Origin of the sequence: Natrinema sp. CBA1119 (assembly GCF_002572525.1) — an archaeon.
In the GTDB taxonomy this organism is placed as follows: domain Archaea; phylum Halobacteriota; class Halobacteria; order Halobacteriales; family Natrialbaceae; genus Natrinema.
Genome location: NZ_PDBS01000001.1, coordinates 1,687,488 through 1,709,228 on the forward strand (window position 1 = coordinate 1,687,488; position 21,741 = coordinate 1,709,228).

Consider the following 21,741-nt stretch of genomic DNA (forward strand, 5'->3'; position numbering starts at 1 on the left):
GCCGTCGCGCGCTACAACTCGAGCGTGTAGACCACTTCCCGTCGCTGCTCGCCGCCGATTTCAACCTCGTCCTCGTCGGTCGGTTCGAACCCGTGGGTCTCGTAGAACTCCCGGCCGCTCTCGTTCGAGGCGAGGTCGATCGCGCGCATTCGCTCCATGTTGAAGTCCCGAAGATCCTCTCGCAGCCGCTCGTACAGCGCGGTTCCGATCCTCTCGCCCTGGTGGCCCGGGTGGACAGACATCCGAAGGATGTCGCCTTCCTCCGCCGTGACGACGCCGTGGGTGAAGCCGACGAGGTCGCCGTCGGCTTCTGCAACGAGGAAGGCGGTACCGGGTTTCGACAGCGCCGTCTCGAGGGCCTCGTCGCCGTACCACTCATCGATCGTCTCGTCGATCGTCTCATCGTCGAGTTCGTCGTAGGTGTCGTGCCACGTCTCGCGGGCGACGGCCCTGATCTGTTCGCGATCGTCGCGGGTGGCTGGTCTGATCTCCATGCGATGGGATACGACAGCGAGTACCAAAGTGGTATCACCTCACTGTGTTATAGGAGCCGCTGAACGTCACTGTACACCCGATTGCACGACTGCTGTGCGATCGGTGTGTGAACCGTTTCAGTTGTTACTATCGGTGCACTGGCAGGGAACGAACCCGGTCCTCGCGGACGACCGATCCCTCGCTCGAGTCAGTTCCGACCGGAGGAAACCGCCGCCTACAGCTCGAGCGTGTAGACCGCCTCGGGGTAGAACTCGCCGTCGATTTCGACTTCTCCCTCGTCGGTCTGCTCGAAGCCAAGTCCCTCGTAGAAAGCGCGGCTGGCGTCGTTGAACGCGAAGTCGAACGACCGGACCCGCTCGGCCTCCTGGGATTCGATCTCCGCCATCAGCTGCTCGTGGAGTTCGGAGCCGATCCCCTTGCCCTGGTGGTCCGGGTGGACGTACATCCGGAGGATGTCGGCCGTCTCGCCCTGGACGACCGCGTGGGTAAAGCCGACGAGGTCGCCGTCGCGTTCGTCGGACTCCGTCCGACTCCCATCCGCGGACCGTTCCTCCGCGCGCTCGGCGACGAGAACGACCGTCCCGGGAGCCTCGAGCGGCATCGAGTCGTCGGTGTACCAGTCGTCGACGGTCCGATCGATCATGTCGGCCTCGAGTTCGTCGTAGGTGTCGTGCCAGGTGTCGCGGGCGACGGCTGTGATCGCCTCGAAGTCGTCGGACGTCGCGGATCGAACGTTCATACCTCATCATCGAACGTGGGACATAAATAACACGCTGCCACGAGGCGACCGCGCCAACGGAGCCGTGACTCGGTCGTCGCGTAACATACGGGTAGAGCGGAGCCGCTCCCAGCGGGGGTCACTCTCGAACGTCGAACCCTCGATCCCGAAGCAGTTCCGGGACGCGATCACGGTGGTCGCCTTGCAGTTCGATACGACCCTCATCGACCGTTCCGCCCGTCCCGAGCGAACTCTTGAGGTCCGAGGCGGTCGATTCGATTTCCGACTGTGTGAGGTCGAAGCCCTCGATGATCGTCACCGGTTTGTCGTAGCGCCGACTCTCCGTCCGCAGCGACAGTACTTGCTGGGACGTCTCGAGGTCCCCCTGGCTGTCGAGTTCGTCGAGCAGGTCGTCGAGGTCGTCGTTGTCTGCCATATCTTCGCATGGGACGTGTGCGAGGATAGCCCTGTCCTTGCCGTTGCAACGGTCCCAGGCTCGAGAGGTCAGTTCGCCGGACGGTATCGCTTCTCCCGGCTCGACTCCGTCACTCTCCCGTCGTTCGGGCCGTCCGTTGGACCCTCGCTTCCCCGTGAGCGATTAACTCGGATGTTCACACTCCAAATAACATGGGAACAGGCTGAAATCTCCGGCAAGACCGTATTCGGTGAATGCACCGAGACCACCACCGCGAAGACCCGGCCGCCGATGACAGAGCCGGAACTCTGGTCGCGGAGCACGCGAACGAACCGACGACTGTCGCGCTCCTCCGCGCCATCGCTGCGATGGAAGGAGTTCCCGAACACGACCTCGATCCGTTGTACGAAACGATCGACCCGGCCGCGATGGAACAGTTGATGGCCCATTCGGACAGACACGATTGCGACGTGACTGTCGAATTCACGTACGAGGGATACGTCGTCCGCGTCCGTAACGGCGGAGATGTCCGGATAGTGGCCGAAGCGTAGGTGTCCGGCGGGGTGGGACGAACCGGGCAACGGGAGTTCGGCGGACAACAGGGCTCCGGAAACGCACGTCTCGAGCGAAAGACCGCGTGATCGAGCGGCTGTCAGAGTCTCGATCTGATGGTCTCGGCGGTCTTCTCGCCGATCCCCTCGACGCTTCGGAGGTCCTCGAGGCTCGCGTCCCGAACGTTCTCGACGCTGCCGAACCGTCCCAGAAGCCGTTTTCGAGTTTCGGGGCCGACTCCCTGGACGTCGTCGAGCACCGTTTTGACCTCGTCGCGGACGGTCTGGTGGTACTGCACCGCGAAGCGGTGGGCCTCGCCTCGCACGCGCTGGAGGAGGTGCAGGTGCGGCGCGTCGCTCGGCCATGAGAACGTTCGACGGGGCGTGACCACGCGCTCCTCGGCTTTCGCCAGCGCCACCGCGGGCACGTCCCAGCCGACCGTCTCGAGCGCGTCGCGGGCGGCATCGAGTTGCCCCTCGCCGCCGTCGATCAGCAATAGATCGGGGTCGGGCCGGTCGTCGCGGTCCTCGACGGCGCGGCTGGCGCGCCACTCGAGCAGGGTGCGCATGTTGTCGTAGTCGTCGTTCTGGTCGGTGAGCTTCTTCCGCCGGTAGTCCGCCTTCTCGGCGCTGCCGTCGACGAAGGTGACGTCGCTGCCGACCGCCGCTTTCCCCTGGGCGTGGCTCACGTCGAAGCCCTCGATCCGCCGGGCTGAGTCGATCTCGAGGGCGTCAGCGAGCATGCCGCACTCGTCGCGACGACCCACGTTGCGTCTGGCGTTCTTCAGCGCGAGTTCGACGAGTTTCGCCTCTCGGCCCGCGCCTGGGACCCGGACGGCGACCCCTTCGGCCTCGAGCCAGGCCGCGACCTCGTCGTCGCCGTGGCGCTCGGGCAGGAGCAGGGCGTCGGGCAGTTCGCGTTCGGCGTAGTACTGGACGATGAACGCCGCCAGAACGCTCGGAACGCCGTCAGCCCCGCCGTCGGCGTCGACCCCCGCGGAGCCGGGCGCCTCGAGCGTGTGCCGGTCCCGGTCGATCAGTTTACCGCGTTCCGCGCGCAGTCGGGCGACGGTCGCGTCCTCGCCCTCGATCGCGACGCCGAGCACGTCGACGCCCCGCTCGTCACCGGTCGACTGAACCGCCTCGCCGCCCTCGCCGTGGAAGGCCGCGACGGTCTCGAGTCGGTCCCGCAGGTTCGCCGCGCGCTCGAAGTTCTGCGATTCCGCGGCGGCTTCCATCTCCCGCCGGAGCGGATCCGTGAGGATTCCGGTCTCGCCCTCGAGGAAGCGCTCGACGGCGGTGACGTCTTGCGCGTAGCGCTCGAGGTCGATCTCGCGAGTGCAGGGCGCGGTACAGAGTCCCATCTCGTAGTCCAGACACGGCCGCTCGCGGCCCGCGTACTTGTGATCCGAGCAGCCCCGCACGCCGTACGTCTCCCGCAGCGCCTTCACGACCGTCTCGACCTGCGTCTTGCTGGTGTAGGGGCCGAAGACGGTCGCGGACTCATCAGGATCGCGCGTAATTTCGATCCGCGGGGCGTCGTGGGCCGTCAGCTGGACCATCGGATACGATTTGTCGTCCTTGAGCCGGACGTTGTAGCGTGGCTGGTGGCGCTTGATCAGGTTCGCCTCGAGCAGCAGCGCCTGCGTCTCGGTGTCGGTGACGGCGATCTCGATCCCGTCGGCGCGGTCGACCATCCGACGGATCCGCGCGCTGCGGGGATCGGCGTAGGATCGGACCCGGCTGCGGAGATCGATCGCTTTCCCGACGTAGAGGGTGGTTCCGTCCTCCCGGAACTGGTAGACGCCGGGCTCTCGGGGCAACGATCCGGCGCGCTCGCGAACCGCGTCGGCGTTCATCGGCCGCCCTACGGAGTCAGGAGGTTTCAGCCTGACTCCTCGTCCCCGAGCCACTCCGCGTCGGGTCGGTCCGTCCGAGCCCGCTCGTCATCGTGCGGATCGTCCCGCAGCCCCTCGTCGCGACCGCCGTCGATATCGGCGCTCTCCTCGAGCGTCGACGCCCCCATCGACGCAGACGCCGATTCTGACGCCGCTTTCGGTCGAATTGCGGTCTCGATCTCGGCGATCAGATCGGTCTCGAGATCGGCCCGGCTGACGGGGACCACGATGTCGTTCCCGCCGCGAACCCGGAGGACGATCCGGCGCGAACGCGAGCGGACGTAGCGCCAGACCAGGGCGACGGCGACGACCAGCGCGCCGACGCCGCTCAGGAGAACGCCCCAGTCGAGCACCAGGAGGACCGTTTCGATCGCCGAGAGCGCGCCGTCGACGAGGCGCTCGATAGCGGTCGATCCCGGGAACGGGCCGGTGTCTTGGAGTCCGGACGCCGGAACGTAATCAACGAAGCTGACGGCCCTCGCCGCCTCGAGCAACCCGACGCCGACGAAAGCGGCGGCGATTCCCCAGCAGAGCCGACGGAACCGGTCGACCGTTTCGACGCTCACGGTCCCGACGTTCGGCCGCTCGGCGTGGCGAAACTCCGGCCCGTCCGCGTCCGGGACGAACGTCATGACGCGACGGTTCGTGACGACGACCGTCGCGTTCTCGAGGTCGACGCGTCGCTCGACGCTCTCCCCGTCGTCACACAGCTGATCGGCGTGTTCACTCCACTGTGCGACGCGCTCGCTTCGGGTCTCGGCCATCGGTGATCGTCATCACTGCTCCACCGTCGACCCTCAAGTACGTCGGTGCCCGTTCGCGCGAGTAGGGCGCGCCTTCGGGGCGGATCCACTACCGACGGAAGGGGCTCGACAGTCGGGACGGGTTCGACACGGTACTTTCTCGGTGCTCGACCGTCAACGGACGCGTATGAGTGACTCGACGGTTCAGTGCTGGCTCGTCGAACGAACGTTCGATAACCGTAACCTCGTGACGATTGTCTACGCGACGCCTGACGGCTCGCGCTACCAGCAACGGGAGCGATCCGCGACGTCGCTACAGACCGGGTCGACGGTCACCGCGGCCGCGGAGATCCCCGACGACGAACTCGAGCCAGTCGCCGACGAGGAGACCCGCGAACGCTACGCCACGGAGATCGAACGGACCGCCGAGCAGTACGATCCCGACGATCCGATCTAACCGTGCTAACTCTCAGCATGCAAATCGGCGATATCGACGCATAACGGCCGGAAACCGTTGAATACAACTGTAATGGTGATGTCACAAACCTTATCGGGCAACGCTACGACCACTTTTCCATGCCCGCTATCACAGTCGACAACCTGACCAAGTCGTTTGGTCAAACCGTCGCACTCGATGATCTCTCCTTCCGGGTCGAAGAGGGCGAGGTGTTCGGCTTCCTCGGTCCCAACGGCGCCGGTAAATCCACGACGATCAACATCGTTCTGGACTTCGCCCGCCCGACGGCCGGCGAGGTCAGCGTTCTCGGAATGGACGCCCAGCGCTACAGCCGGGACATCCGACAACGAACCGGCGTCCTCCCAGAGGGCGTCGAGTTGTACGACCGGCTTACCGCCCGCCAGCACCTCGAGTTCGCGATCGACTCGAAGAACGCCGACGACGACCCCGAAGCGCTGCTCGAGCGAGTCGGCCTGGTCGACGCCATCGACAGGAAGGCCGGCGGCTACTCGAAGGGGATGGCCCAGCGGCTCATGCTCGCGATGGCGCTGGTCGGCGAGCCGGACCTGCTGATCCTCGACGAGCCCTCGACCGGGCTCGACCCCAACGGGGCCCGCGAGATGCGCGAGATCGTCCGCGAGGAGAACGAGCGGGGCGCGACCGTCTTCTTCTCGAGTCACATCATGGAACAGGTCGAGGCGGTCTGCGACCGCGTCGGCATCCTCCGGGAGGGCGAGATGGTCGCCGTCGACTCCGTCGAGGGACTGCGCGACTCCGTCGAAGGCGGAACAACGCTACGGGTCACCGTCGATCGGATCGACGACGACGCGCTGCAGGCGGTCCGCTCGCTTCCCGATGTCAGTGACGCCACCGTCCAAGGGCAGAGTCCGCCGACGGTCGTCGTCGCCGTCGACGGCTCCAAGACGGCCGTCCTCTCCGCGCTCGAGGACCGCGGCATCGAGGTCCGGGACTTCGAGACGACCGAAGCGTCGCTCGAGGACGTCTTCCAGTCGTATACGACCGACGCCGGGACGGAGGTGCACGCGCGATGAGCACCGATACGGGTACCGGAACGGGATCGGTGGATTCGGGCGGCTCGGCCTCGAGTTCCATCAACCTCGAGAGCGTCCGCGCGGTCGCGAAGAAGGACTTTCAGGACGCCGTCCGCTCGTGGCTGTTCTGGGGGCTGAGCGCGTTCTTCTTCGCGCTCCTGGTCGTCGTGACCGGGGCGCTTTCGTACTTCGGCAATGACATCGCAGCGCAGGGAGCGACGACCGACATGCTGGTCGTCTTCGTCAGCCAGATCACGAAAGTCGTCGTCCCCCTGATCGCGCTGGTCCTGGGCTGGAAGTCGATCGCGGGCGAGCGCGAGTCCGGGAGCATCAAAGTCCTCCTCTCGCTGCCCCACTCTCGAAAGGACGTGCTGCTCGGGAAACTGCTCGGACGGTCGGCCGTCCTCTCGCTGTCACTGACAGTCGGCTTCGTGCTCGCCGCCGTCGTCGTCGCGGCGTTGCTCGGTGCCTTCGATATCGTCGATTACGCCGGGCTGCTCGCGATGTCGATCATCTACGGCGTCGCCTACATGAGCATCGCCGTCACGCTCTCCTCGCTGACGCGCTCGACGACCATCGCCGGAGCCGCGATGGGTAGCGTCTTCCTCATGTTCTACGTCATCTGGAACAGTCTGGAGAGTGTCTTCGGCCTGCTCGGCGAGCGCGAAATCCTCTTTTTCGACACCGTCACGTACACGGTGGAGTCGGGGGGACGAACCTTTGAACTCACCCGGCCCGAAGATTGGGCGTACTTCATCATAAACCTCGATCCCGGACAGGCGTACACCAACGGGCTGACCTTGCTTACCGACGTCGACGCCCTCGAAAACCAGTCCGTCGCCAGTGCACAGATGTTCGGTGGTGAACTGCCGATATTCCTGCAGGACTGGTTCTCGTTCCTGATCCTGTTGCTCTGGATCGTCATTCCGACCGTAATCGCACTCTCCCGGTTCGATCGCGTCGATCTCTGAGCGGGTCTGCTGAAGCTAGCAATCGTCGATCGACTGTCGAAACGGGCGTCACTCGTTTTCGGGGACTTCGTTTACGTCACCAGCCGTAATAGCTGCGGCCGTGACCGACTGCATCTGCTACGGCGGCAAGGGCGGCGTCGGCAAGACGACCTGCGCCGCGGCGACCGGGCTCTCGCTGGCCGCCGCGGGTCGGCGGACGCTCGTCGTCTCGACCGACCCCGCTCACTCGCTTGCCGACTCGCTCGAGGCCGATATCAGACCGGAGCCGACCGAACTCGAGGTGCCCGCCTCGCTCGAGGGAGCCGAGACGGCCGCGACGCTCGAGATCGACGACGACCAATCGGGGAGACTCTGGGCCGTCGAGATCGATCCCGAAACGCAGCGAGAGCGCTACGAGAAACTGGCGCGGGCGCTGGCGGCGGGCCTCCGTAGCGCCGGGATCAGTCTCTCTGACGCGGAGGTCGAGGAACTCTTCGCGGGCGGCGCGCCGGCCGGCAGCGACGAGATCGCGGCGCTCGACCTGCTGGTCGAGTACGTCGACTCCGGCGAGTGGGACGTCGTCGTCTTCGATACCGCGCCGACGGGCCACACCCTGCGGCTGTTCGACATGCCCGGGGCCATGGGACGCGCGCTCGAGACGGCCCAGTCGCTTCGCGGCCAGGCGAAGCGGATCGGCAACGCGGCCCGGACGGCGGTGCTCGGGCCGATGTCGATGCTCGGCGGGCAGCGCGACGACGAGGACGAGAGCCTCGCGGCGTTTCAGGGCCGCCTCGAGCGCGCTCGCGACCTGCTCACCGATCCCGAGCGGACCGAGTTTCGAGTCGTCCTGATTCCGGAGGCGATGGCCATCGCGGAGTCAGAACGCCTCGTCGCGCGGCTTCGCGAGGCCGGCGTGTCGGTCGAGCGGGTGGTGGTGAATCGGGTACTCGAGGACCCACACGAGAGCTGTCCGCGCTGTCAGTCGCGGCAGGCGCGCCACGAGGAACGGCTCGCTGAAATCCGCGAGACGTTTCCGGGACTCGAGGTGGTGACGCTACCCGACCTCGAGGGGGAGGTGCAGGGCGGGGAGTCGCTGGCGGTGATCGCCGAGCGGCTACCGACCTGAGCGATCGCAGCGAGTTTCGCCACTACATTTATGGTGTCAGGAAGGATACAATACATCATGGCACTCTCGCTCGGTCGGAACTCGTCTCCGCTCGTCACGGCGATTGGTGCGGCCGTCGCGCTCGTGGCGATCGTCGGCACGCAGGTGCTGGGCTGGGAGTGGGGCTCCGGACAACTCGTCCCGACAATTATCGGCGTCGTCGTCGCCGTGATTGCAGTCTTCGTGGTTCTCACCCGCCGCGGATGAGCCCGGCTACCGATACGTGTCTCCGGGTGTATTCCGCCGAGTGCGACCAACGAGTTACTCTCGAACCAATTACTATATTATAACTGACACTATACACGAAGCTTATCATTGACTACTGACTGCTCGAATCCGTAGCTGGCACGCTACTGATCCACGTGAAACTACTCGAGAAGTACCTGGAACGGTTGTATCGAACGAAATCGCCGGTCCGAATCTATCGCTGTTCGAACTGCGGTTGTACGTACGAGACCAACGACACGACCTGTCAGGAGTGTTGGAACGGACGGCTCGTTCGAATCAAATAATCGGGTCCGTCTCCCGCTTCGGTTTCGGTCTCACGGTCCCTTTTCTTCGAACCGCGGATACCCTCTATCCGTGGTCAATCCCTTCGTCCTCGAGCAACGCTCGGAATTCGGATTCGTCGAGGATCGGCACGTCGTTGTCCCGAGCGTCCGCCTGCTTCGTCGCGCCCGGATTGTCACCGGCGACGAGGTAGTCAGTGTTTCCGGAGACGCTCCCCGTCGCGTTCGCGCCGTGGGTTTCGACGAGTTCCTGTGCGTCGCCTCTGGTCATCTCCTCGAGCGAGCCCGTAAAGACGAAGGTGAGCCCCGCGAGTTCGTCGCCGCCGATGTCGATGTCGACGTCCTGCGGGGAGACGTGCTCGAGCACGCCGTCGACGACGTCGGCGTTCGCCTCGCTCGTGAAAAAGTCGTGTATCGTCTCGGCGACCGTCTCGCCGACGTCGTCGACGCCCTCGAGTCGCTCGGGTTCGGTCTCGGCAACCGCGCGGAAATCCGCGAAGGTGCCGAACTCGCGAGCGAGCTCCCGGGCCGTCGTTGGCCCGACGTGAGGGATACCCAGCGCCGAGATGAAGTCGGAAAGCGGCGGGTCGCGACTGGCCTCGATTTCGCTCAGGAGGTTTTCGGCGCTGGTCTCGCCCCACCCCTCGAGCGCCAGCAGGTCCTCGCGTTCGAGTTCGTAGAGGTCCGCGACGGACTCGAGTAAGCCGGCGTCGACCAGTTGGCGGACGCTCTTCTCGCCGAGCCCCTCGAGGTCGAGGCCGTCGTCGCCGGCGTAGTACTCGATCGAACGCCGGAGCTGGGCGTCACAGCCGAGTCCGCCGGTACAAAAGGCGATCGGCCCGTCGCGCTCGACGGGGCTGTCACAGACGGGGCACGTCTCGGGCATCTCGTAGTGGCTCTCGCTGTCCTTCTCGACGACCTCCTCGACGTAGGGGATGACGTCACCAGCGCGCTGAACGCGGACGGTGTCGCCGATGTTCACGTTCTTCGCTTCGATCTCCTCGGGGTTGTGCAGACTCGCCCGCGACACCGTGACGCCGCCGACGTCGACCGGCTCGAGCAGGGCGACGGGGGTCAATCGTCCCGTCCGGCCGACCTGAACCGCGACGTCGGCGATCGGCGTCACCTCCGCGCGGGCGGGGAACTTGTAGGCAAAGGCCCAGCGGTCGTGGCGCGCCGTCTGTCCGAGTTCCTCGCGGGCCTCGCGGTCGTCGACCTTGATGACGGTGCCGTCGATCTCGTAGTCCAGGTCGTCGCGGGCCTCGAGCATGCGGTCGCGGTACTCGATCGCGTCCTCGATATCGTTCACTACCTCCACGCGGTCGTTCACCCGCAGGCCGAACTCCGGGAAGCGCTCGAGTTCTTCCCGGTGGGTGTCCTCGAGCTCGCTGGCCGCGAGTACGTCGAAGTAAAAGACCGCGAGCGGGCGCTCGGCGACGACCGCGGGGTCGAGCTGTCGAATCGTGCCGGCGGTCGCGTTCCGCGGGTTGGCGAAGGGCTCCTCGCCGCGCTCGATGCGCTCGCGGTTGTGCGCCTGAAAGGCGTCCTTGGGCATGTAGACCTCGCCCCGGACCGCGAGGAACTCGGGGTGATCGCCGTGGAGTTGCTGCGGGACGGAGCCGATGGTGCGTGCGTTGCGCGTCACGTCGTCCCCTTCGCGGCCGTCACCGCGGGTGACCGCTCGCTCGAGCGATCCGTCCTCGTAGACGAACTCCATGGAGACGCCGTCGAACTTGGGTTCGCAGACGTATTCGACATCGCCGACCTCTCGTTGCACTCGGTCCGCGAACTCCCGCACGTCCTCAATCTCGCCGCTCTGATCGATCGAGAGCATCGGTTCGACGTGTTCGACCGTCTCGAACGCCTCCATCGGCTCGCCGCCGACGCTCCGGGTGGGGCTGTCGGGATGGGTGAGATCGAACTCCTCCTCGAGGTCGCGCAGCCGGGCAAAGAGGTCGTCGTAGGTCCGATCGGCGATCAGGGGTTCGCTCTCGACGTAGTACCGGCGGTCGTGCTCGCGGATGGCCTCGCGGAGCAGTTCGACCTGCTCGCTGGCCTCGTCTTCCGAGAGATCCTCGACCGGCGTGAAGTCGGTCGGCGGCTCCCGAAGATAGGGATTCTCTTCGTCCTCGTCGGCGACAGACATTGCTCGAGGGTTGCCACTCGGACCCGTTAACGTTACTGACTGGGGCTTGATCGGTTTGCTCTCTCTTTCTCTTGAGTCGACGGCCGTGGTCGGTCGGTTTCGGCAACAGGATGGATTCGCAACGCGGCTCACTCGAGTGCTCTTCGACTGTGTGTTCGTTCGATCACGACGGTGGTAGAAGCAGTTCCGCGAACTTCCCATCGCTTGTCTCATTCATACCATCGACCGATCTCTTTGAACGGTCAGTACAGGAGTTTTATCTGACAGTCTGTCGTTATGATGCGTCCACGTTGGTCGTCCATCGGGAGCCAACGGTGTTTGCCACCCACCCACCGACACGACCGAATCCGAGACCGAACAGGGGTGCAACACACACCACCAGTCCACCGGCGAAGACGACAAACACGACTCTACGTAGCGACCACGTCGCCGTCGTCCCTGCTGCCACAATGAATATGAGCAGTCCGAGGACGCCACCAATGAAACCAGCGCGGAGTCCGGCAGCACTTGGGTCTGACGAGCGGATTGCGGCGATGACTCCTGCGACGAACGCTCCGATTATCATTATACCACCGCCGATGGTCCCCTCCGAATTAGGCAGCCAGTTTAGAACGTCGATGGCGGGTAGCGAGGCTATCGCACCGATGAGCGCGAATCGCCATGCTGGAGGAAGCGTGTGAGCGCGGAGTGGTGACACCATACTCCTCTTTAAGAGTTTCCAACACTATATATTTTCGTCTAATCGCACAATGAAAAATATAATAAATTATTTCCACGGGTTATCCACCAGTTCGCTGTGGACGCTCGAGCCGACCGCGATCCGACAGTCGGCCCGCGGGGAGGCGATACACAGGAGCACGTAGCCGGTCGCCCGATGTCTGTCCTTCAGCGCCCGCGGCAGCCGGCGATACGCGACGACGTCGTCGACGGCACACACGTCGGCGTCTCCGTCTCCGGCGCGCTCGCCGTTCGACGGCCGCGTCCCTTCGACCTCGAGCAGCCGTCCGGAACAGGTCCCGCAGGCGCCCGTCCGACAGCCGTACGGGAGCACGCTGCCGTCGCACTCGGCAGCCTCGAGGATCGTTTCGTTCTCATCGACCTCGACGGTCCGCGTCCGGCCGTCCGGCCACTCGAGGGTCACGTCGTGGCTCGTCATGCGCTCGGTTGAATGTCGGTTTCACGACCGCTCACTGCCAGACGTCGCTCGTGCAGTCGCCGTCGGGCCACCGGATCTCGTGGGCGCGAGCCGGCCCCGCCGGACACTCTCCCCAGTCGACGAGGAAGTCCTCGTCGAGTTTCATCGTCCCCTTCCGGGGGTCGACGTCGGCTTTCAGCATCACCGATCCGCGCTCGGCCTCCTCGGGGTAGAACTGGTCGTCCCACGAGGAGAACAGCGAGGTGGTCCAGTAGAGGCGTTCGCCGTCGAGCGAGAGCTGTATCATCTGCGGTCCGGCGGCCAGTTCGCGGTCCTGAACCTCTTGGACCTCGCCGAAGGTGCCGCCGACCGAGAGCGAGTCAGCTCGCCGCGGGTTCGACGGGTCCGAGATGTCGTACATCCAGACCTCGCCGTGGAGCCAGTTCGAGCCGAACAGGTACCGATCGTCCATCGAGATCAGGATGTCCGTCGGCAACGCGGGGACCGGCATGTCCCAGTCGTCGTGCTCCCGGCTCTCGAAGTCGATCACCTTTTCGGCGCGGTACGCTCCGTCACCGTCGGCCGCGCTCTCATCGCGCCAAAAGTGGAAGATATTCGACGAAAGCGCGGCCCCCACGAACCCGTGGGTCGATTCGGGGGTGTGGAGAAAGCGCACCTCGAGGGGGATCAGTCCCTCCTCGCCGAGATCGATCGTCTGCTCGACGGTACCCGCCTCCCAGTCCCAGAAGTGGAGCCGCTGGCCGTAGTTCCCCGCCTCGACGTCCTCGAGATCGAACCCGGGGTAGTACGTTTCGGGAGCGGCCCACTCGCTCGAGACCATCACGTTCTGGCGGGGCTGGTACCAGTAGTCGTAGTTCATCTCGATCTCGCCCGGCGGTTCCCACCGCCCTTCGATCTCGAAGTCCTCATTCAACTCGAGGAAGCCGCCCGGCAACTCGCCGTCGGCGTCGCCGAGCATGCTGATCAGGATCTCTCCGTCCGGGATGCAGTGGACGGTGTGCGGTGCCGAGAGGTCGTACTCGAAGACCTCCTCGGGTTCGATCACCGTCTCGAGTTCGGGATTTCGTCGGTCTTGTGCGTCGAGCACGTGGATCCGCGAGGAGCGCTGGCCGGGGACGATCAGGTGTCGCCGCTCTAAGCCCTCCATGTGACACGACGACGAGCAGGCGTTCCACCCGAAGTGGTGGAGTTCGTCGCCGCGATTCGGCAGTTCGATTCGGTCGACGATCTCGCAGTAGGTGTCCGAGTCGGGATCGAGGTCGACGACTGACACGAAGTCCGGTGCGTCGACGTCGGTGCCGACGTAGAGGCTCATCACGTAGGCCAGTTTCTCTCGCTCGCCCTCTTCGATGGCGGCCTGGGGCGTCGCGTAGCCGGGTCCCTCGTGGCGGTGTTCGTGCTCGTGGTCCGGTTCGACGCTGTCTGGCGTGCTAGCATCACTCATGACGATCGCCACCACGAGCACGTACATAAATCTGGCCGGGCCCGTGACGGAAGTGGGGGCTATGCCCAGGGACTGTCGCCGACTTCCGCACGGACCCGCGGACCGACCTTGACTCGACAGTTAGCTCGCGGGTATGCGATGCAGAGCAGGACGTAGCCGTCCGCTCGTTCGTCGTCGGTCAGCGCCTGTGGCGGCCGCCGATAGGTGAACGCCGCCGCGGCGTCGAGCGGCTGATCTCTCTCACCCTCGCCGGACTCGTCGCCGTCCTCGAGCGCGAGCAGTCGGCCGACACAGGTGATGCAGGTCCCGCTCCGGCAGTCGTAGGGCAATCTGACGCCGGCCCGCTGGGTCGCCTCGAGAACTGTCTCGTCCTCGTCGACGGCGATCGTTCGGTTCGGGCCGTCGGTCCGCTCGAGCGTCACGTCGTGCTCCGTCATCGGTACCCCTCGAGTGTCGGTCGCTGTTCGGTCGTTCGACTCATGCTCGGTACTACGGTGGACAGCCAGAAAAGGGAGACGCGAGCCCTCGCCCGGTCGTCGGATCGAGGACGGCCGACCGATACCCAGTATTTACCCGCATCCGGCCCGTATCTCCGGACAGATGGAACAGGGAACGGAGTTCGGACTGGTCGACCTCGAGGACGTCGAGAGCCCAGGCGACGAGTGGGAGGAGATCGACGTCTCGGAGACCGACGCCGATCGCATCGCTCGCAAGCGCGATCGGAAGTTCGAGCAGTTCGAGGAGCGGATCAAAGACGCCGATCAGTTCAAGGTCGAGCAGTCGGTGTTCGACGACGCGACGCTGGCGGCGTTGTACAAACTCGTTCAGGACGGCTACGTCGATGCGTTCGGCGGTCCGCTCTCGACGGGGAAAGAGGCTAACGTCTACCTCGCACAGGTCGACGACCGCGAGGTCGCGGTCAAGATCTACCGGATCAACGCCTCGAACTTCACGCAGATGCGCGACTACCTCGAGGGTGACCCCCGCTTCGAGGGCCTGGGCGGCAAGAAGAAAGACGTCGTCCTCGCGTGGACCAAGAAGGAACTGGCGAACCTCCGGCGCGCGCAGGCGGCCGGCGTGCGGGTGCCTGAACCCATCGCCACCGAGCGCAACGTTCTGGTTATGGAGTACATCGGTACCGAGGACGACCGTGCGAAGCGCCTCGGCGAGGTACACATCGAGAATCCCCAGACGGCCTACGAGGTCATGCGCGAGTACATGCGACGGCTCTACTCGGCCGGGTTGATCCACGGCGACCTGAGCGAGTACAACGTCGTCTTCGACGAGAGCGAGGGGCAACTCGTGTTCATCGACCTCGGCCAGGCCGTCACCGTCCACCACCCGAACAGCCGCGAGTTTCTCGAGCGGGACTGTCGGAACGTAGCGAATTTCTTCTCTCGGCAGGGTCTCGAGGTGACCGGCGACGAGCTGTTCGAGTTCGTCACGAGTCCGGAGCCGGATCCCTCGCGGAGCTGATCGCCGTACTGGCGTCGGGGCGTCCCGAACGCCTTAGTGGCTCGCCCGCGCCCGAACGAGTATGAACATCGGCATCATTTCGGACACGCACGACAACGCCGAGGCGACCGAACGCGCCATCGAGATTTTCCGGGAGGAAGGCGTCGAGATCGTCATCCACTGCGGCGACTTCGTCGCCCCGCTGATAGTGCCGTCCTTCGAGGAGTTCGAACTCCACGGCGTCCTCGGGAACAACGACGGCGACGACGCCAACCTGCAGGCCGCCTTCGACTCGCTGGGCGGCGAGAGTCAGCTTCACGGTCGGTTCGCGGACCTCGAGTTCGACGGTCTCTCGTTTGCGGTCCTCCACGGCGAGAGCAAAGCCGAGGTCGAAGCGATCGCGGCCGGCGAGACGTACGATTTCGTCTGTTACGGCCACCACCACGAGCGCGAGCTCGCCGATGACGGACGGACGACGGTGCTCAATCCCGGCGCACACTTCCTGGCGAAATCCGAGGCGGATCGGACCGTTGCGATCCTCGACACGCGCTCGGAGGCGGTTCGATTCCGATCGGTGCTCGAGTAGTCCCGGTTCGGCCGGGAGACGCCTCGCCTTGCAGACGCTCTCCGAAGCGCCTCAGATGCTGGCCGCAGTCTGCCGGTGTCGAACGACTCGGTTCGATCACTCGACGATCCCCGGCGTCGGCGGGAGACGACGTTTGTGTTGCGTTCGAGCACACCACTGGGCGATTCGGTCGACCAGCGCCCGATCGACGCCGACCTGCTCGGCCGTGGCAGTCATCCCGTCCCCCTCGTCGACGTGCAATCGAAGGACTCGATCGATCGTTTCCGTCGGTGCGTCCAGTTCGGCGCTGTGCGAGCCCTCTCCCTGAAATGACGGTGTTGACGACTCGACGGTGATGTTCTCCGGGATGCCGATAGCGTCGGCGAGTGCTCGGACTTCGGTTCGGTAGAGATCGCCGAGGAGGAGGCAATCGGCCCCTATCTCCCCGTGTTTCGTGAGCGATCCGAGGAGATACTCGGTGCGATTGACCGTTCCCACGACGAGTCCGTTCGCCGTGTTCGCGACGTAGTAGGCACAGGCCATTCGGAGCCGTGACAGTGCGTTGTTGGTCGCGACCAGATCGTCAGTCGGTCCACTGGACCCGCCGATGGCTTCCTGAAACGCGGCCAGCACCGGCTGAAGGTGTATGCGATCGGCCTCGATTCCGAGCGACGTCGCGATCGCCTCGGCATTCCGCATGGTCGCCTCGTGACTCATGAACGCCGGCAGCAATAACCCGGTCACGCGCTCTGGACCGAGCGCCTCGACCGCGAGCGTCGCTGCGACCGTCGTCTCGACGCCGCCGTCGAGCTGTACGATGAGTCGCTCAGCGCCGGCATTGGTTACCAACTCCTCGAGAAACGCCGGCAGCTGCTCCTGGAGGTGAGTGAGCGCACCAGCAGTCGTCGCGAGCCCGGCAGCATTCCGAGGAAGCTCCTCGATAGCGATATCGGATGACCGGGCAGTCATGATCGTGACACAGCAGTGTGGTCTTTAAACGGGACCGACCACGGTTGGTCGATGCTGTTTCTCTGGCCGACAACTGAACAAGAATAGCACAGTAAACGACTGATACCCGTCTCAGTACACCAAAATCCCATCATCTGCTATCTGGTCATCTGTTTTGCCTAATAGTTCTTTCTGGCCGAATATTCTATCTCTAACCCATTCTTGGTGAGACATATTATAGAGAATATCGTATTAGGTGTGGGAACTCAAATACCGTTCTCGGGATCGCTATCGATCAAAACGATCGAGACCGTGTTTTTCTTTCGATAGGCTCGTGTCGGGATTCGGTCCCTCCGAGTCGATTGGATAGGGAGATAGCTGCGGGCAACTCGTCCGTTTGTGACCGTTCACCTGGCAGCGCACCTCTGACGGTGTCGCGGCAATCGATTCGGTGCTTTCGGTCAGTCAGAACCGGTGTGGGACGCCGGAACGGCCGTGGTCGACAGAGGACTCCCAAACCTCTCGATAAATTCTCGAACACTGTCCTCTCAGTCGGGAACTTATGCTACATATTGTGCCTTTACCAACGAAAGTATTAACATATGTGGTGAGAATGCTCTTGTTGGCGAGGATTCGAAACGGCCAATTCACTGAACCACCCGTGAACCGTGGGCCACGCCAAACATGGCCTCGCCATCGTCAGGATATACCATCCTGTAGAGAGCAGTCTCAGCGGCGTTCGCTACAGTTCCGCTACCGGTTGAACCGGTGACGTGACTGTCGCTGATCTCGCTACCGGGAGCGGACGATTCCTCTCACTATAGTATCCATTGGAATAATCAGTGCGCTGATTGTATCGTTCTCATGCGATCACGAGTCGCAGAATCGTCGCTCCACGCGCGGTTGTCCGACATACTCTGCCGAACGAACGGCGGCCGGTCCGCGGACCAAGGTCTTAACCTCACCCAGCCAGTAGCAGACCGTATGCAGCACGTGAAGATTCCGCAGGACCGCATCGGCGTTCTCATCGGTGAAGGAGGCGAGACGATGCGCGAGATTGAGGCGGAAGCGGAAGTGCGACTCGACATCGACTCGGAGAACGGCTCCGTCGCCGTCGAAACCGTCGGCGACCCCGTGCTCGGCCTCAAAGGCCCCGAGATCGTTCGCGCCATCGGGCGCGGATTCGCACCCGAGGACGCCCTGCGACTGCTCGAGGACGATATGATGTTGTTCGACGTCGTCGACATCGACGCCGCCTCGCGCAACAAGACCGACATGAAACGCAAGAAGGGCCGGCTCATCGGCGAGAGCGGTCGGACCCGTGAACTGATGGAGGAGCTAACCGGGGCCGACGTCGTCATCTACGGCTCGACGCTCGGGATTATTGGCGGCCCACAGGAGGTCGAGGTGGTCCGCAGCGCTGCCGAGATGCTCCTCGACGGGGCACCCCACGGCGCGGTTTACTCCTTCCTCGAGGAGAAACACAACGAGATGAAGCACAAGGGGATGGAGTATCACCGGTTCCCCGGCGGCCAGTCGTGAACTACCCCGCCCTGCTCGGCCTGACGGTCTCGCTGAGGACGGGGCTTCCTGTTTCTAAGACGCGCTTTGCAGGAACCGAATCGATTCCCGTAGGGAGCGCAGTCTCCGCAGGCATTGAATCGGGGTGAACCACCCCTACTTCGGTGAGTCCGCGAGAAAGGATGTTGTAGGCGGCGTTGAGGTCGCGGTCCGCCTCGAATCCGCATGAGGGACACGAGTGTTCGCGTACCCACAGCGGTTTGTCGGTCGCAACGCCACAGTTGGAACACTCTTTGGTCGTTCCAGCCGGTTCGACGGCCACGAAGTGCGTGCCTTCGCGGCCGCACTTGTATTCGAGCATCCGAAGGAACGTTCCCCACGCCGCTCCGGCGCGGTTGCGGCTGTTCGAGGGGAGTTCCATCAACCCCTTCGCGTCGAGGTCTTCGACCGCTACGAGGTCGTATTCCCGGGCGTAGTAGTTCGAGAGCTTGTGCAGGAAGTCCCGACGCTTCCGCTTCAGGTCGGCGTGGCGTCGGGCGACGATGCGCTGTTGCGTGCGGTAGTTCGCCGAGCCGTGTTCCTTCCGCGAGAGCTTGCGTTGTTCGCGTTCTAACCGCTCGCGTTCGTCGGTTAGGTCGGGACCTTCGACGGCGGTCCCGTCGCTGTCGTGGGCGTACTTCAGGATCCCCACGTCGATTCCGATGCATTTCTCGGGATTCTCGGGCTTCGGTGGCGCGTCGTTCTCGGTTTCGATTCCGAGGACGGCGAACCACTCGCCGGTCGGTTCCTGCTTGATGACGACCTCCTTGATCGTGGCGTCGTCCGGGACCTCGCGGTGGTGGACCATCGGAACGTCGCCGATCTTGGAAAGAGAGAGTACAGGCCGACCGCTCGTGTTGTTGAACTTGAAGCCGGTTTGACTGTACTTGATCGAACGGTATTCCTGCGGGGCTTTCCACCGAAGCTCTCCGACGCGGTAGCCGTTGTCCTTCCGCCCCTTCAGTGTCGAAATGTTGTCATACAGACGTTGTACGACTTTCTGAAGCACCTTCGAGTGGATGTCCTGCAGGTCTGTCCACTCGCGTTTGAGGTCCGGGAGGAGCTTCTGCTCGGAGTAGGCGGAGGTTCCGTCCACTCTGTTGAGTCGGTGAAGGAAGTGGTTATAGACCTGCCGGCAGGTATCGACGGTCCACGCTAACCGCTCGTGGAGTTCATCGGTCGGTTTGAGCCTGTACCGGTAGTTATAGCGCATGGTCTACTCGTCTTCGTCGGATGGATCGGTGACGCGGACGACTTTGACGGTCGCGCCGGCCCACGTTTTCGGAACGTAAACGTGCGCTCCGTTGCCGGATCGTTTGGCTTGTGCTTCGAGAACTTCGTGTCCTTCGACCTCGTACCGATCCATTGAGTGTATATACGAGGTAGATACGCATAAAGTTACCGATAGCGTGGGCCTGCGGGCCAGCAGTATCGTATTGATGAAAGATGATGACGGCGCTGTATCCCCTCCCTACTCGCTCCCTCCGGTCGCTCGTTGAGGAAGGGGCCTTAGCGCCTGCGATTAGGTAAACGAACCCTCTGGCAATCGCGACTCGGCTTTCGTCCGCTGCGTTACCGCATCCACACACGCGCCCCGTCAGCTGATCGGCCGAGTTCAGTTTCCCGCAGCTGTCCGAACGTCGCTAAAATCACTGGCGAGCGCAGCCGTTCGACGATTCTCACGTAGTGCGACCATATATACCCGAACGTGCATCGGATCGAAAACGCCAGACAGGGGCTACCTCGAGCACTCCTGTCCATTTGATAGGGAAAGCCTTATATAGAATCACAAACAATCACTCGAGTGACTATGGCTCAACAGCAGATGGGCAATCAGCCCCTTATCGTACTCTCGGAGGACAGTCAGCGAACCTCCGGAGAGGACGCGCAGTCGATGAACGTACAGGCCGGGAAGGCCGTCGCCGAGTCCGTTCGGACGACGCTCGGCCCGAAGGGGATGGACAAGATGCTCGTCGACTCCTCGGGCAACGTCATCGTCACGAACGACGGTGTCACGCTGCTCTCGGAGATGGAGATCGACCACCCCGCGGCCGACATGATCGTCGAAGTCGCCGAGACCCAAGAAGAGGAGGTCGGTGACGGCACCACCAGCGCCGTCGTCATCGCCGGCGAACTCCTCAGCCAGGCCGAGGACCTCCTCGACCAGGACATCCACGCCACCACCCTCGCCCAGGGGTACCGAGAGGCCGCCGAAGAAGCCACCGCGGCTCTCGAAGAGATCGCCATCGACGTCGACGAGGGAGACACCGAGATCCTCGAGCAGATCGCCGCAACGGCGATGACCGGCAAGGGTGCGGAGAACGCGAAGGACCTGCTCTCCGAACTCATCGTCGAGGCCGTTCGCGCGGTCGCCGACGACGAGGGCGTCGACACGGACAACATCAAAGTCGAGAAGGTCGTCGGCGGCTCCGTCGAGAACTCCGAACTCGTCGAAGGCGTCATCGTCGACAAGGAGCGCGTCTCCGACAACATGCCGTACTTCGCCGAGGACGCCGACGTCGCCATCGTCAACGGCGACCTCGAGATCAAGGAGACCGAGATCGACGCCGAAGTCAACGTCACCGATCCCGACCAGCTCGAGCAGTTCCTCGAGCAGGAGGAGGCCCAGCTGCGCGAGATGGCCGAGAAAGTCGCCGATGTCGGTGCCGATGTCGTCTTCGTCGACGGCGGCATCGACGACATGGCCCAGCACTACCTCGCACAGGAGGGCATCATCGCAGTCCGTCGCGTCAAGTCCAGCGACCAGGCCCAGCTCGCCCGCGCGACCGGCGCAACGCCGGTCTCGAGCGTCGACGACCTGACCGAGGACGACCTCGGTGCCGCCGGTAGCGTTGCTCAGAAGGAGATCGCCGGCGACCAGCGCATCTTCGTCGAAGACGTCGAGGACGCGAAGGCCGTCACCCTGATCCTCCGCGGCGGCACCGAGCACGTCATCGACGAGATCGACCGCGCCGTCGAGGACTCCCTCGGCGTCGTCCGAACGACGCTCGAAGACGGGAAGGTGCTCGCCGGCGGCGGCGCACCCGAGATCGACGTCTCGCTCTCGCTGCGCGACTACGCTGACTCCGTCGGCGGCCGCGAACAGCTCGCAGTCGAGGCCTTCGCCGACGCGCTCGAGGTCATCCCGCGCACGCTGGCCGAGAACGCCGGGCTCGACCCCATCGACTCCCTCGTGGAGCTGCGCAGCGCCCACGACGGCGGCGACACGGGTGCCGGACTCGACGCCTACACCGGCGACACCATCGACATGGACGCCGAGGGCGTCTACGAGCCGCTCCGCGTGAAGACGCAGGCGATCGAGTCCGCCACCGAGGCGGCCGTCATGCTGCTTCGCATCGACGACGTCATCGCCGCGGGCGACCTCGCGGTCTCCCACGACGACGATGACGAAGAGATGCCGCCGGGTGGCCCCGGCGGCGGCATGGGCGGCGGCATGGGCGGTATGGGCGGCGGCATGGGCGGTATGGGCGGCGGCATGGGCGGCATGATGTAG

The 21,741-nt window shown here is 64.2% G+C and carries 23 protein-coding genes; 10 read left to right on the forward strand and 13 right to left on the reverse strand.

The features are described from left to right. Positions 1–11 precede the first annotated feature (11 nt). The 3 genes from CP556_RS08245 to CP556_RS08255 form a co-directional block, all read right to left on the reverse strand. On the reverse strand, positions 12–494 hold the full coding sequence (locus CP556_RS08245; RefSeq protein WP_098725177.1) for a GNAT family N-acetyltransferase: 483 nt from the start codon (positions 492–494) through the stop codon (positions 12–14). A gap of 215 nt (positions 495–709) precedes the next feature. Beyond that, positions 710–1,234, reverse strand: a complete 525-nt coding sequence (locus CP556_RS08250; protein ID WP_098725178.1) for a GNAT family N-acetyltransferase — start codon at positions 1,232–1,234, stop codon at positions 710–712. Positions 1,235–1,352: 118 nt separating this feature from the next. Next, positions 1,353–1,649 carry an SUI1 family translation initiation factor gene (locus CP556_RS08255; RefSeq protein WP_098725179.1) on the reverse strand — a complete coding sequence of 99 codons (297 nt, stop codon included), beginning with the start codon at positions 1,647–1,649 and terminating at the stop codon, positions 1,353–1,355. 233 nt (positions 1,650–1,882) lie between these two features. Between CP556_RS08255 and CP556_RS08260 the strand changes: the two genes are divergently transcribed. Continuing rightward, positions 1,883–2,179 carry a HalOD1 output domain-containing protein gene (locus CP556_RS08260; RefSeq protein WP_098725180.1) on the forward strand — a complete coding sequence of 99 codons (297 nt, stop codon included), beginning with the start codon at positions 1,883–1,885 and terminating at the stop codon, positions 2,177–2,179. A 101-nt stretch (positions 2,180–2,280) separates the two neighbouring features. Here the strand turns inward: CP556_RS08260 and CP556_RS08265 are convergent, their stop codons facing one another. Beyond that, positions 2,281–4,038, reverse strand: coding sequence for an excinuclease ABC subunit C (locus CP556_RS08265; protein ID WP_098725181.1), 1,758 nt, complete (start codon positions 4,036–4,038; stop codon positions 2,281–2,283). A 26-nt stretch (positions 4,039–4,064) separates the two neighbouring features. Beyond that, on the reverse strand, positions 4,065–4,841 hold the full coding sequence (locus tag CP556_RS08270; protein ID WP_098725182.1) for a hypothetical protein: 777 nt from the start codon (positions 4,839–4,841) through the stop codon (positions 4,065–4,067). Positions 4,842–5,007: 166 nt separating this feature from the next. Here CP556_RS08270 and CP556_RS08275 point away from each other — a divergent pair, with 166 nt between their 5' ends. From CP556_RS08275 to CP556_RS08295, 5 genes are all read left to right on the forward strand, one after another. Further along, positions 5,008–5,277 carry a DUF7967 family protein gene (locus CP556_RS08275; RefSeq protein WP_098725183.1) on the forward strand — a complete coding sequence of 90 codons (270 nt, stop codon included), beginning with the start codon at positions 5,008–5,010 and terminating at the stop codon, positions 5,275–5,277. A gap of 119 nt (positions 5,278–5,396) precedes the next feature. Continuing rightward, complete coding sequence (locus CP556_RS08280; protein WP_098725184.1) at positions 5,397–6,329, forward strand: ABC transporter ATP-binding protein; 933 nt, start codon at positions 5,397–5,399, stop codon at positions 6,327–6,329. Continuing rightward, positions 6,326–7,300, forward strand: coding sequence for an ABC transporter permease (locus CP556_RS08285; protein ID WP_098725185.1), 975 nt, complete (start codon positions 6,326–6,328; stop codon positions 7,298–7,300). Before CP556_RS08280 ends, CP556_RS08285 begins: the two co-directional genes overlap by 4 nt. A gap of 100 nt (positions 7,301–7,400) precedes the next feature. Next, entirely contained in the window at positions 7,401–8,405 is a 1,005-nt protein-coding gene (locus CP556_RS08290; protein WP_098725186.1) for an ArsA family ATPase, read from the forward strand. A gap of 57 nt (positions 8,406–8,462) precedes the next feature. Further along, complete coding sequence (locus CP556_RS08295; protein ID WP_098725187.1) at positions 8,463–8,651, forward strand: multidrug transporter; 189 nt, start codon at positions 8,463–8,465, stop codon at positions 8,649–8,651. Positions 8,652–9,020: 369 nt separating this feature from the next. Here CP556_RS08295 and ligA read toward each other — a convergent pair whose 3' ends face one another. From ligA to CP556_RS08320, 5 genes are all read right to left on the reverse strand, one after another. Next, on the reverse strand, positions 9,021–11,099 hold the full coding sequence (gene ligA / locus CP556_RS08300) for an NAD-dependent DNA ligase LigA (protein WP_098725188.1): 2,079 nt from the start codon (positions 11,097–11,099) through the stop codon (positions 9,021–9,023). A gap of 274 nt (positions 11,100–11,373) precedes the next feature. Then, complete coding sequence (locus tag CP556_RS08305; RefSeq protein WP_098725189.1) at positions 11,374–11,799, reverse strand: DUF5518 domain-containing protein; 426 nt, start codon at positions 11,797–11,799, stop codon at positions 11,374–11,376. A 66-nt stretch (positions 11,800–11,865) separates the two neighbouring features. After that, positions 11,866–12,255 (reverse strand): 2Fe-2S iron-sulfur cluster-binding protein, encoded by a 390-nt coding sequence (locus tag CP556_RS08310; RefSeq protein WP_098725190.1) that lies wholly within the window; start codon positions 12,253–12,255, stop codon positions 11,866–11,868. 31 nt (positions 12,256–12,286) lie between these two features. Beyond that, positions 12,287–13,699, reverse strand: a complete 1,413-nt coding sequence (locus CP556_RS08315; protein ID WP_098727330.1) for a selenium-binding protein SBP56-related protein — start codon at positions 13,697–13,699, stop codon at positions 12,287–12,289. Between the two features lie 59 nt (positions 13,700–13,758). Continuing rightward, the gene (locus CP556_RS08320) at positions 13,759–14,136 is read right to left on the reverse strand and encodes a 2Fe-2S iron-sulfur cluster-binding protein (RefSeq protein ID WP_098725191.1); all 378 of its coding nucleotides are present in this window, start codon (positions 14,134–14,136) and stop codon (positions 13,759–13,761) included. A 163-nt stretch (positions 14,137–14,299) separates the two neighbouring features. Here CP556_RS08320 and rio1 point away from each other — a divergent pair, with 163 nt between their 5' ends. Together rio1 and CP556_RS08330 are read left to right on the forward strand one after the other, a co-directional pair. Then, positions 14,300–15,175 carry a serine/threonine-protein kinase Rio1 gene (rio1, locus tag CP556_RS08325; protein ID WP_098725192.1) on the forward strand — a complete coding sequence of 292 codons (876 nt, stop codon included), beginning with the start codon at positions 14,300–14,302 and terminating at the stop codon, positions 15,173–15,175. Positions 15,176–15,236: 61 nt separating this feature from the next. Next, positions 15,237–15,740: a metallophosphoesterase gene (locus CP556_RS08330; RefSeq protein ID WP_098725193.1), complete on the forward strand. Its 504-nt coding sequence runs from the start codon at positions 15,237–15,239 to the stop codon at positions 15,738–15,740. 96 nt (positions 15,741–15,836) lie between these two features. Here the strand turns inward: CP556_RS08330 and nadE are convergent, their stop codons facing one another. Beyond that, complete coding sequence (gene nadE, locus CP556_RS08335; RefSeq protein WP_098725194.1) at positions 15,837–16,688, reverse strand: NAD(+) synthase; 852 nt, start codon at positions 16,686–16,688, stop codon at positions 15,837–15,839. 963 nt (positions 16,689–17,651) lie between these two features. Between nadE and CP556_RS08340 the strand changes: the two genes are divergently transcribed. After that, entirely contained in the window at positions 17,652–18,209 is a 558-nt protein-coding gene (locus tag CP556_RS08340) for a KH domain-containing protein (RefSeq protein WP_098725195.1), read from the forward strand. 1 nt (position 18,210) lies between these two features. Here CP556_RS08340 and CP556_RS08345 read toward each other — a convergent pair whose 3' ends face one another. Continuing rightward, positions 18,211–19,440, reverse strand: coding sequence for an RNA-guided endonuclease InsQ/TnpB family protein (locus CP556_RS08345; RefSeq protein WP_098725196.1), 1,230 nt, complete (start codon positions 19,438–19,440; stop codon positions 18,211–18,213). A 3-nt stretch (positions 19,441–19,443) separates the two neighbouring features. Continuing rightward, on the reverse strand, positions 19,444–19,593 hold the full coding sequence (locus CP556_RS25245; protein ID WP_141551651.1) for a DUF2080 family transposase-associated protein: 150 nt from the start codon (positions 19,591–19,593) through the stop codon (positions 19,444–19,446). Between the two features lie 459 nt (positions 19,594–20,052). On the opposite strand from CP556_RS25245, the gene thsA reads away from it, so the two are divergent. Further along, complete coding sequence (gene thsA / locus CP556_RS08350) at positions 20,053–21,741, forward strand: thermosome subunit alpha (RefSeq protein ID WP_098725197.1); 1,689 nt, start codon at positions 20,053–20,055, stop codon at positions 21,739–21,741.

What these genes read in the sequence shown, in the direction of transcription:
- CP556_RS08245 (WP_098725177.1), bottom strand. Translation starts at nt 494, where the DNA reads ATGGAGATCAGACCAGCCACCCGCGACGATCGCGAACAGATCAGGGCC.
- CP556_RS08250 (WP_098725178.1), bottom strand. Translation starts at nt 1,234, where the DNA reads ATGAACGTTCGATCCGCGACGTCCGACGACTTCGAGGCGATCACAGCC.
- CP556_RS08255 (WP_098725179.1), bottom strand. Translation starts at nt 1,649, where the DNA reads ATGGCAGACAACGACGACCTCGACGACCTGCTCGACGAACTCGACAGC.
- CP556_RS08260 (WP_098725180.1), top strand. Translation starts at nt 1,883, where the DNA reads ATGCACCGAGACCACCACCGCGAAGACCCGGCCGCCGATGACAGAGCC.
- CP556_RS08265 (WP_098725181.1), bottom strand. Translation starts at nt 4,038, where the DNA reads ATGAACGCCGACGCGGTTCGCGAGCGCGCCGGATCGTTGCCCCGAGAG.
- CP556_RS08270 (WP_098725182.1), bottom strand. Translation starts at nt 4,841, where the DNA reads ATGGCCGAGACCCGAAGCGAGCGCGTCGCACAGTGGAGTGAACACGCC.
- CP556_RS08275 (WP_098725183.1), top strand. Translation starts at nt 5,008, where the DNA reads ATGAGTGACTCGACGGTTCAGTGCTGGCTCGTCGAACGAACGTTCGAT.
- CP556_RS08280 (WP_098725184.1), top strand. Translation starts at nt 5,397, where the DNA reads ATGCCCGCTATCACAGTCGACAACCTGACCAAGTCGTTTGGTCAAACC.
- CP556_RS08285 (WP_098725185.1), top strand. Translation starts at nt 6,326, where the DNA reads ATGAGCACCGATACGGGTACCGGAACGGGATCGGTGGATTCGGGCGGC.
- CP556_RS08295 (WP_098725187.1), top strand. Translation starts at nt 8,463, where the DNA reads ATGGCACTCTCGCTCGGTCGGAACTCGTCTCCGCTCGTCACGGCGATT.
- ligA (WP_098725188.1), bottom strand. Translation starts at nt 11,099, where the DNA reads ATGTCTGTCGCCGACGAGGACGAAGAGAATCCCTATCTTCGGGAGCCG.
- CP556_RS08305 (WP_098725189.1), bottom strand. Translation starts at nt 11,799, where the DNA reads ATGGTGTCACCACTCCGCGCTCACACGCTTCCTCCAGCATGGCGATTC.
- CP556_RS08310 (WP_098725190.1), bottom strand. Translation starts at nt 12,255, where the DNA reads ATGACGAGCCACGACGTGACCCTCGAGTGGCCGGACGGCCGGACGCGG.
- CP556_RS08315 (WP_098727330.1), bottom strand. Translation starts at nt 13,699, where the DNA reads ATGAGTGATGCTAGCACGCCAGACAGCGTCGAACCGGACCACGAGCAC.
- CP556_RS08320 (WP_098725191.1), bottom strand. Translation starts at nt 14,136, where the DNA reads ATGACGGAGCACGACGTGACGCTCGAGCGGACCGACGGCCCGAACCGA.
- rio1 (WP_098725192.1), top strand. Translation starts at nt 14,300, where the DNA reads ATGGAACAGGGAACGGAGTTCGGACTGGTCGACCTCGAGGACGTCGAG.
- CP556_RS08330 (WP_098725193.1), top strand. Translation starts at nt 15,237, where the DNA reads ATGAACATCGGCATCATTTCGGACACGCACGACAACGCCGAGGCGACC.
- nadE (WP_098725194.1), bottom strand. Translation starts at nt 16,688, where the DNA reads ATGACTGCCCGGTCATCCGATATCGCTATCGAGGAGCTTCCTCGGAAT.
- CP556_RS08340 (WP_098725195.1), top strand. Translation starts at nt 17,652, where the DNA reads ATGCAGCACGTGAAGATTCCGCAGGACCGCATCGGCGTTCTCATCGGT.
- CP556_RS08345 (WP_098725196.1), bottom strand. Translation starts at nt 19,440, where the DNA reads ATGCGCTATAACTACCGGTACAGGCTCAAACCGACCGATGAACTCCAC.
- CP556_RS25245 (WP_141551651.1), bottom strand. Translation starts at nt 19,593, where the DNA reads ATGGATCGGTACGAGGTCGAAGGACACGAAGTTCTCGAAGCACAAGCC.
- thsA (WP_098725197.1), top strand. Translation starts at nt 20,053, where the DNA reads ATGGGCAATCAGCCCCTTATCGTACTCTCGGAGGACAGTCAGCGAACC.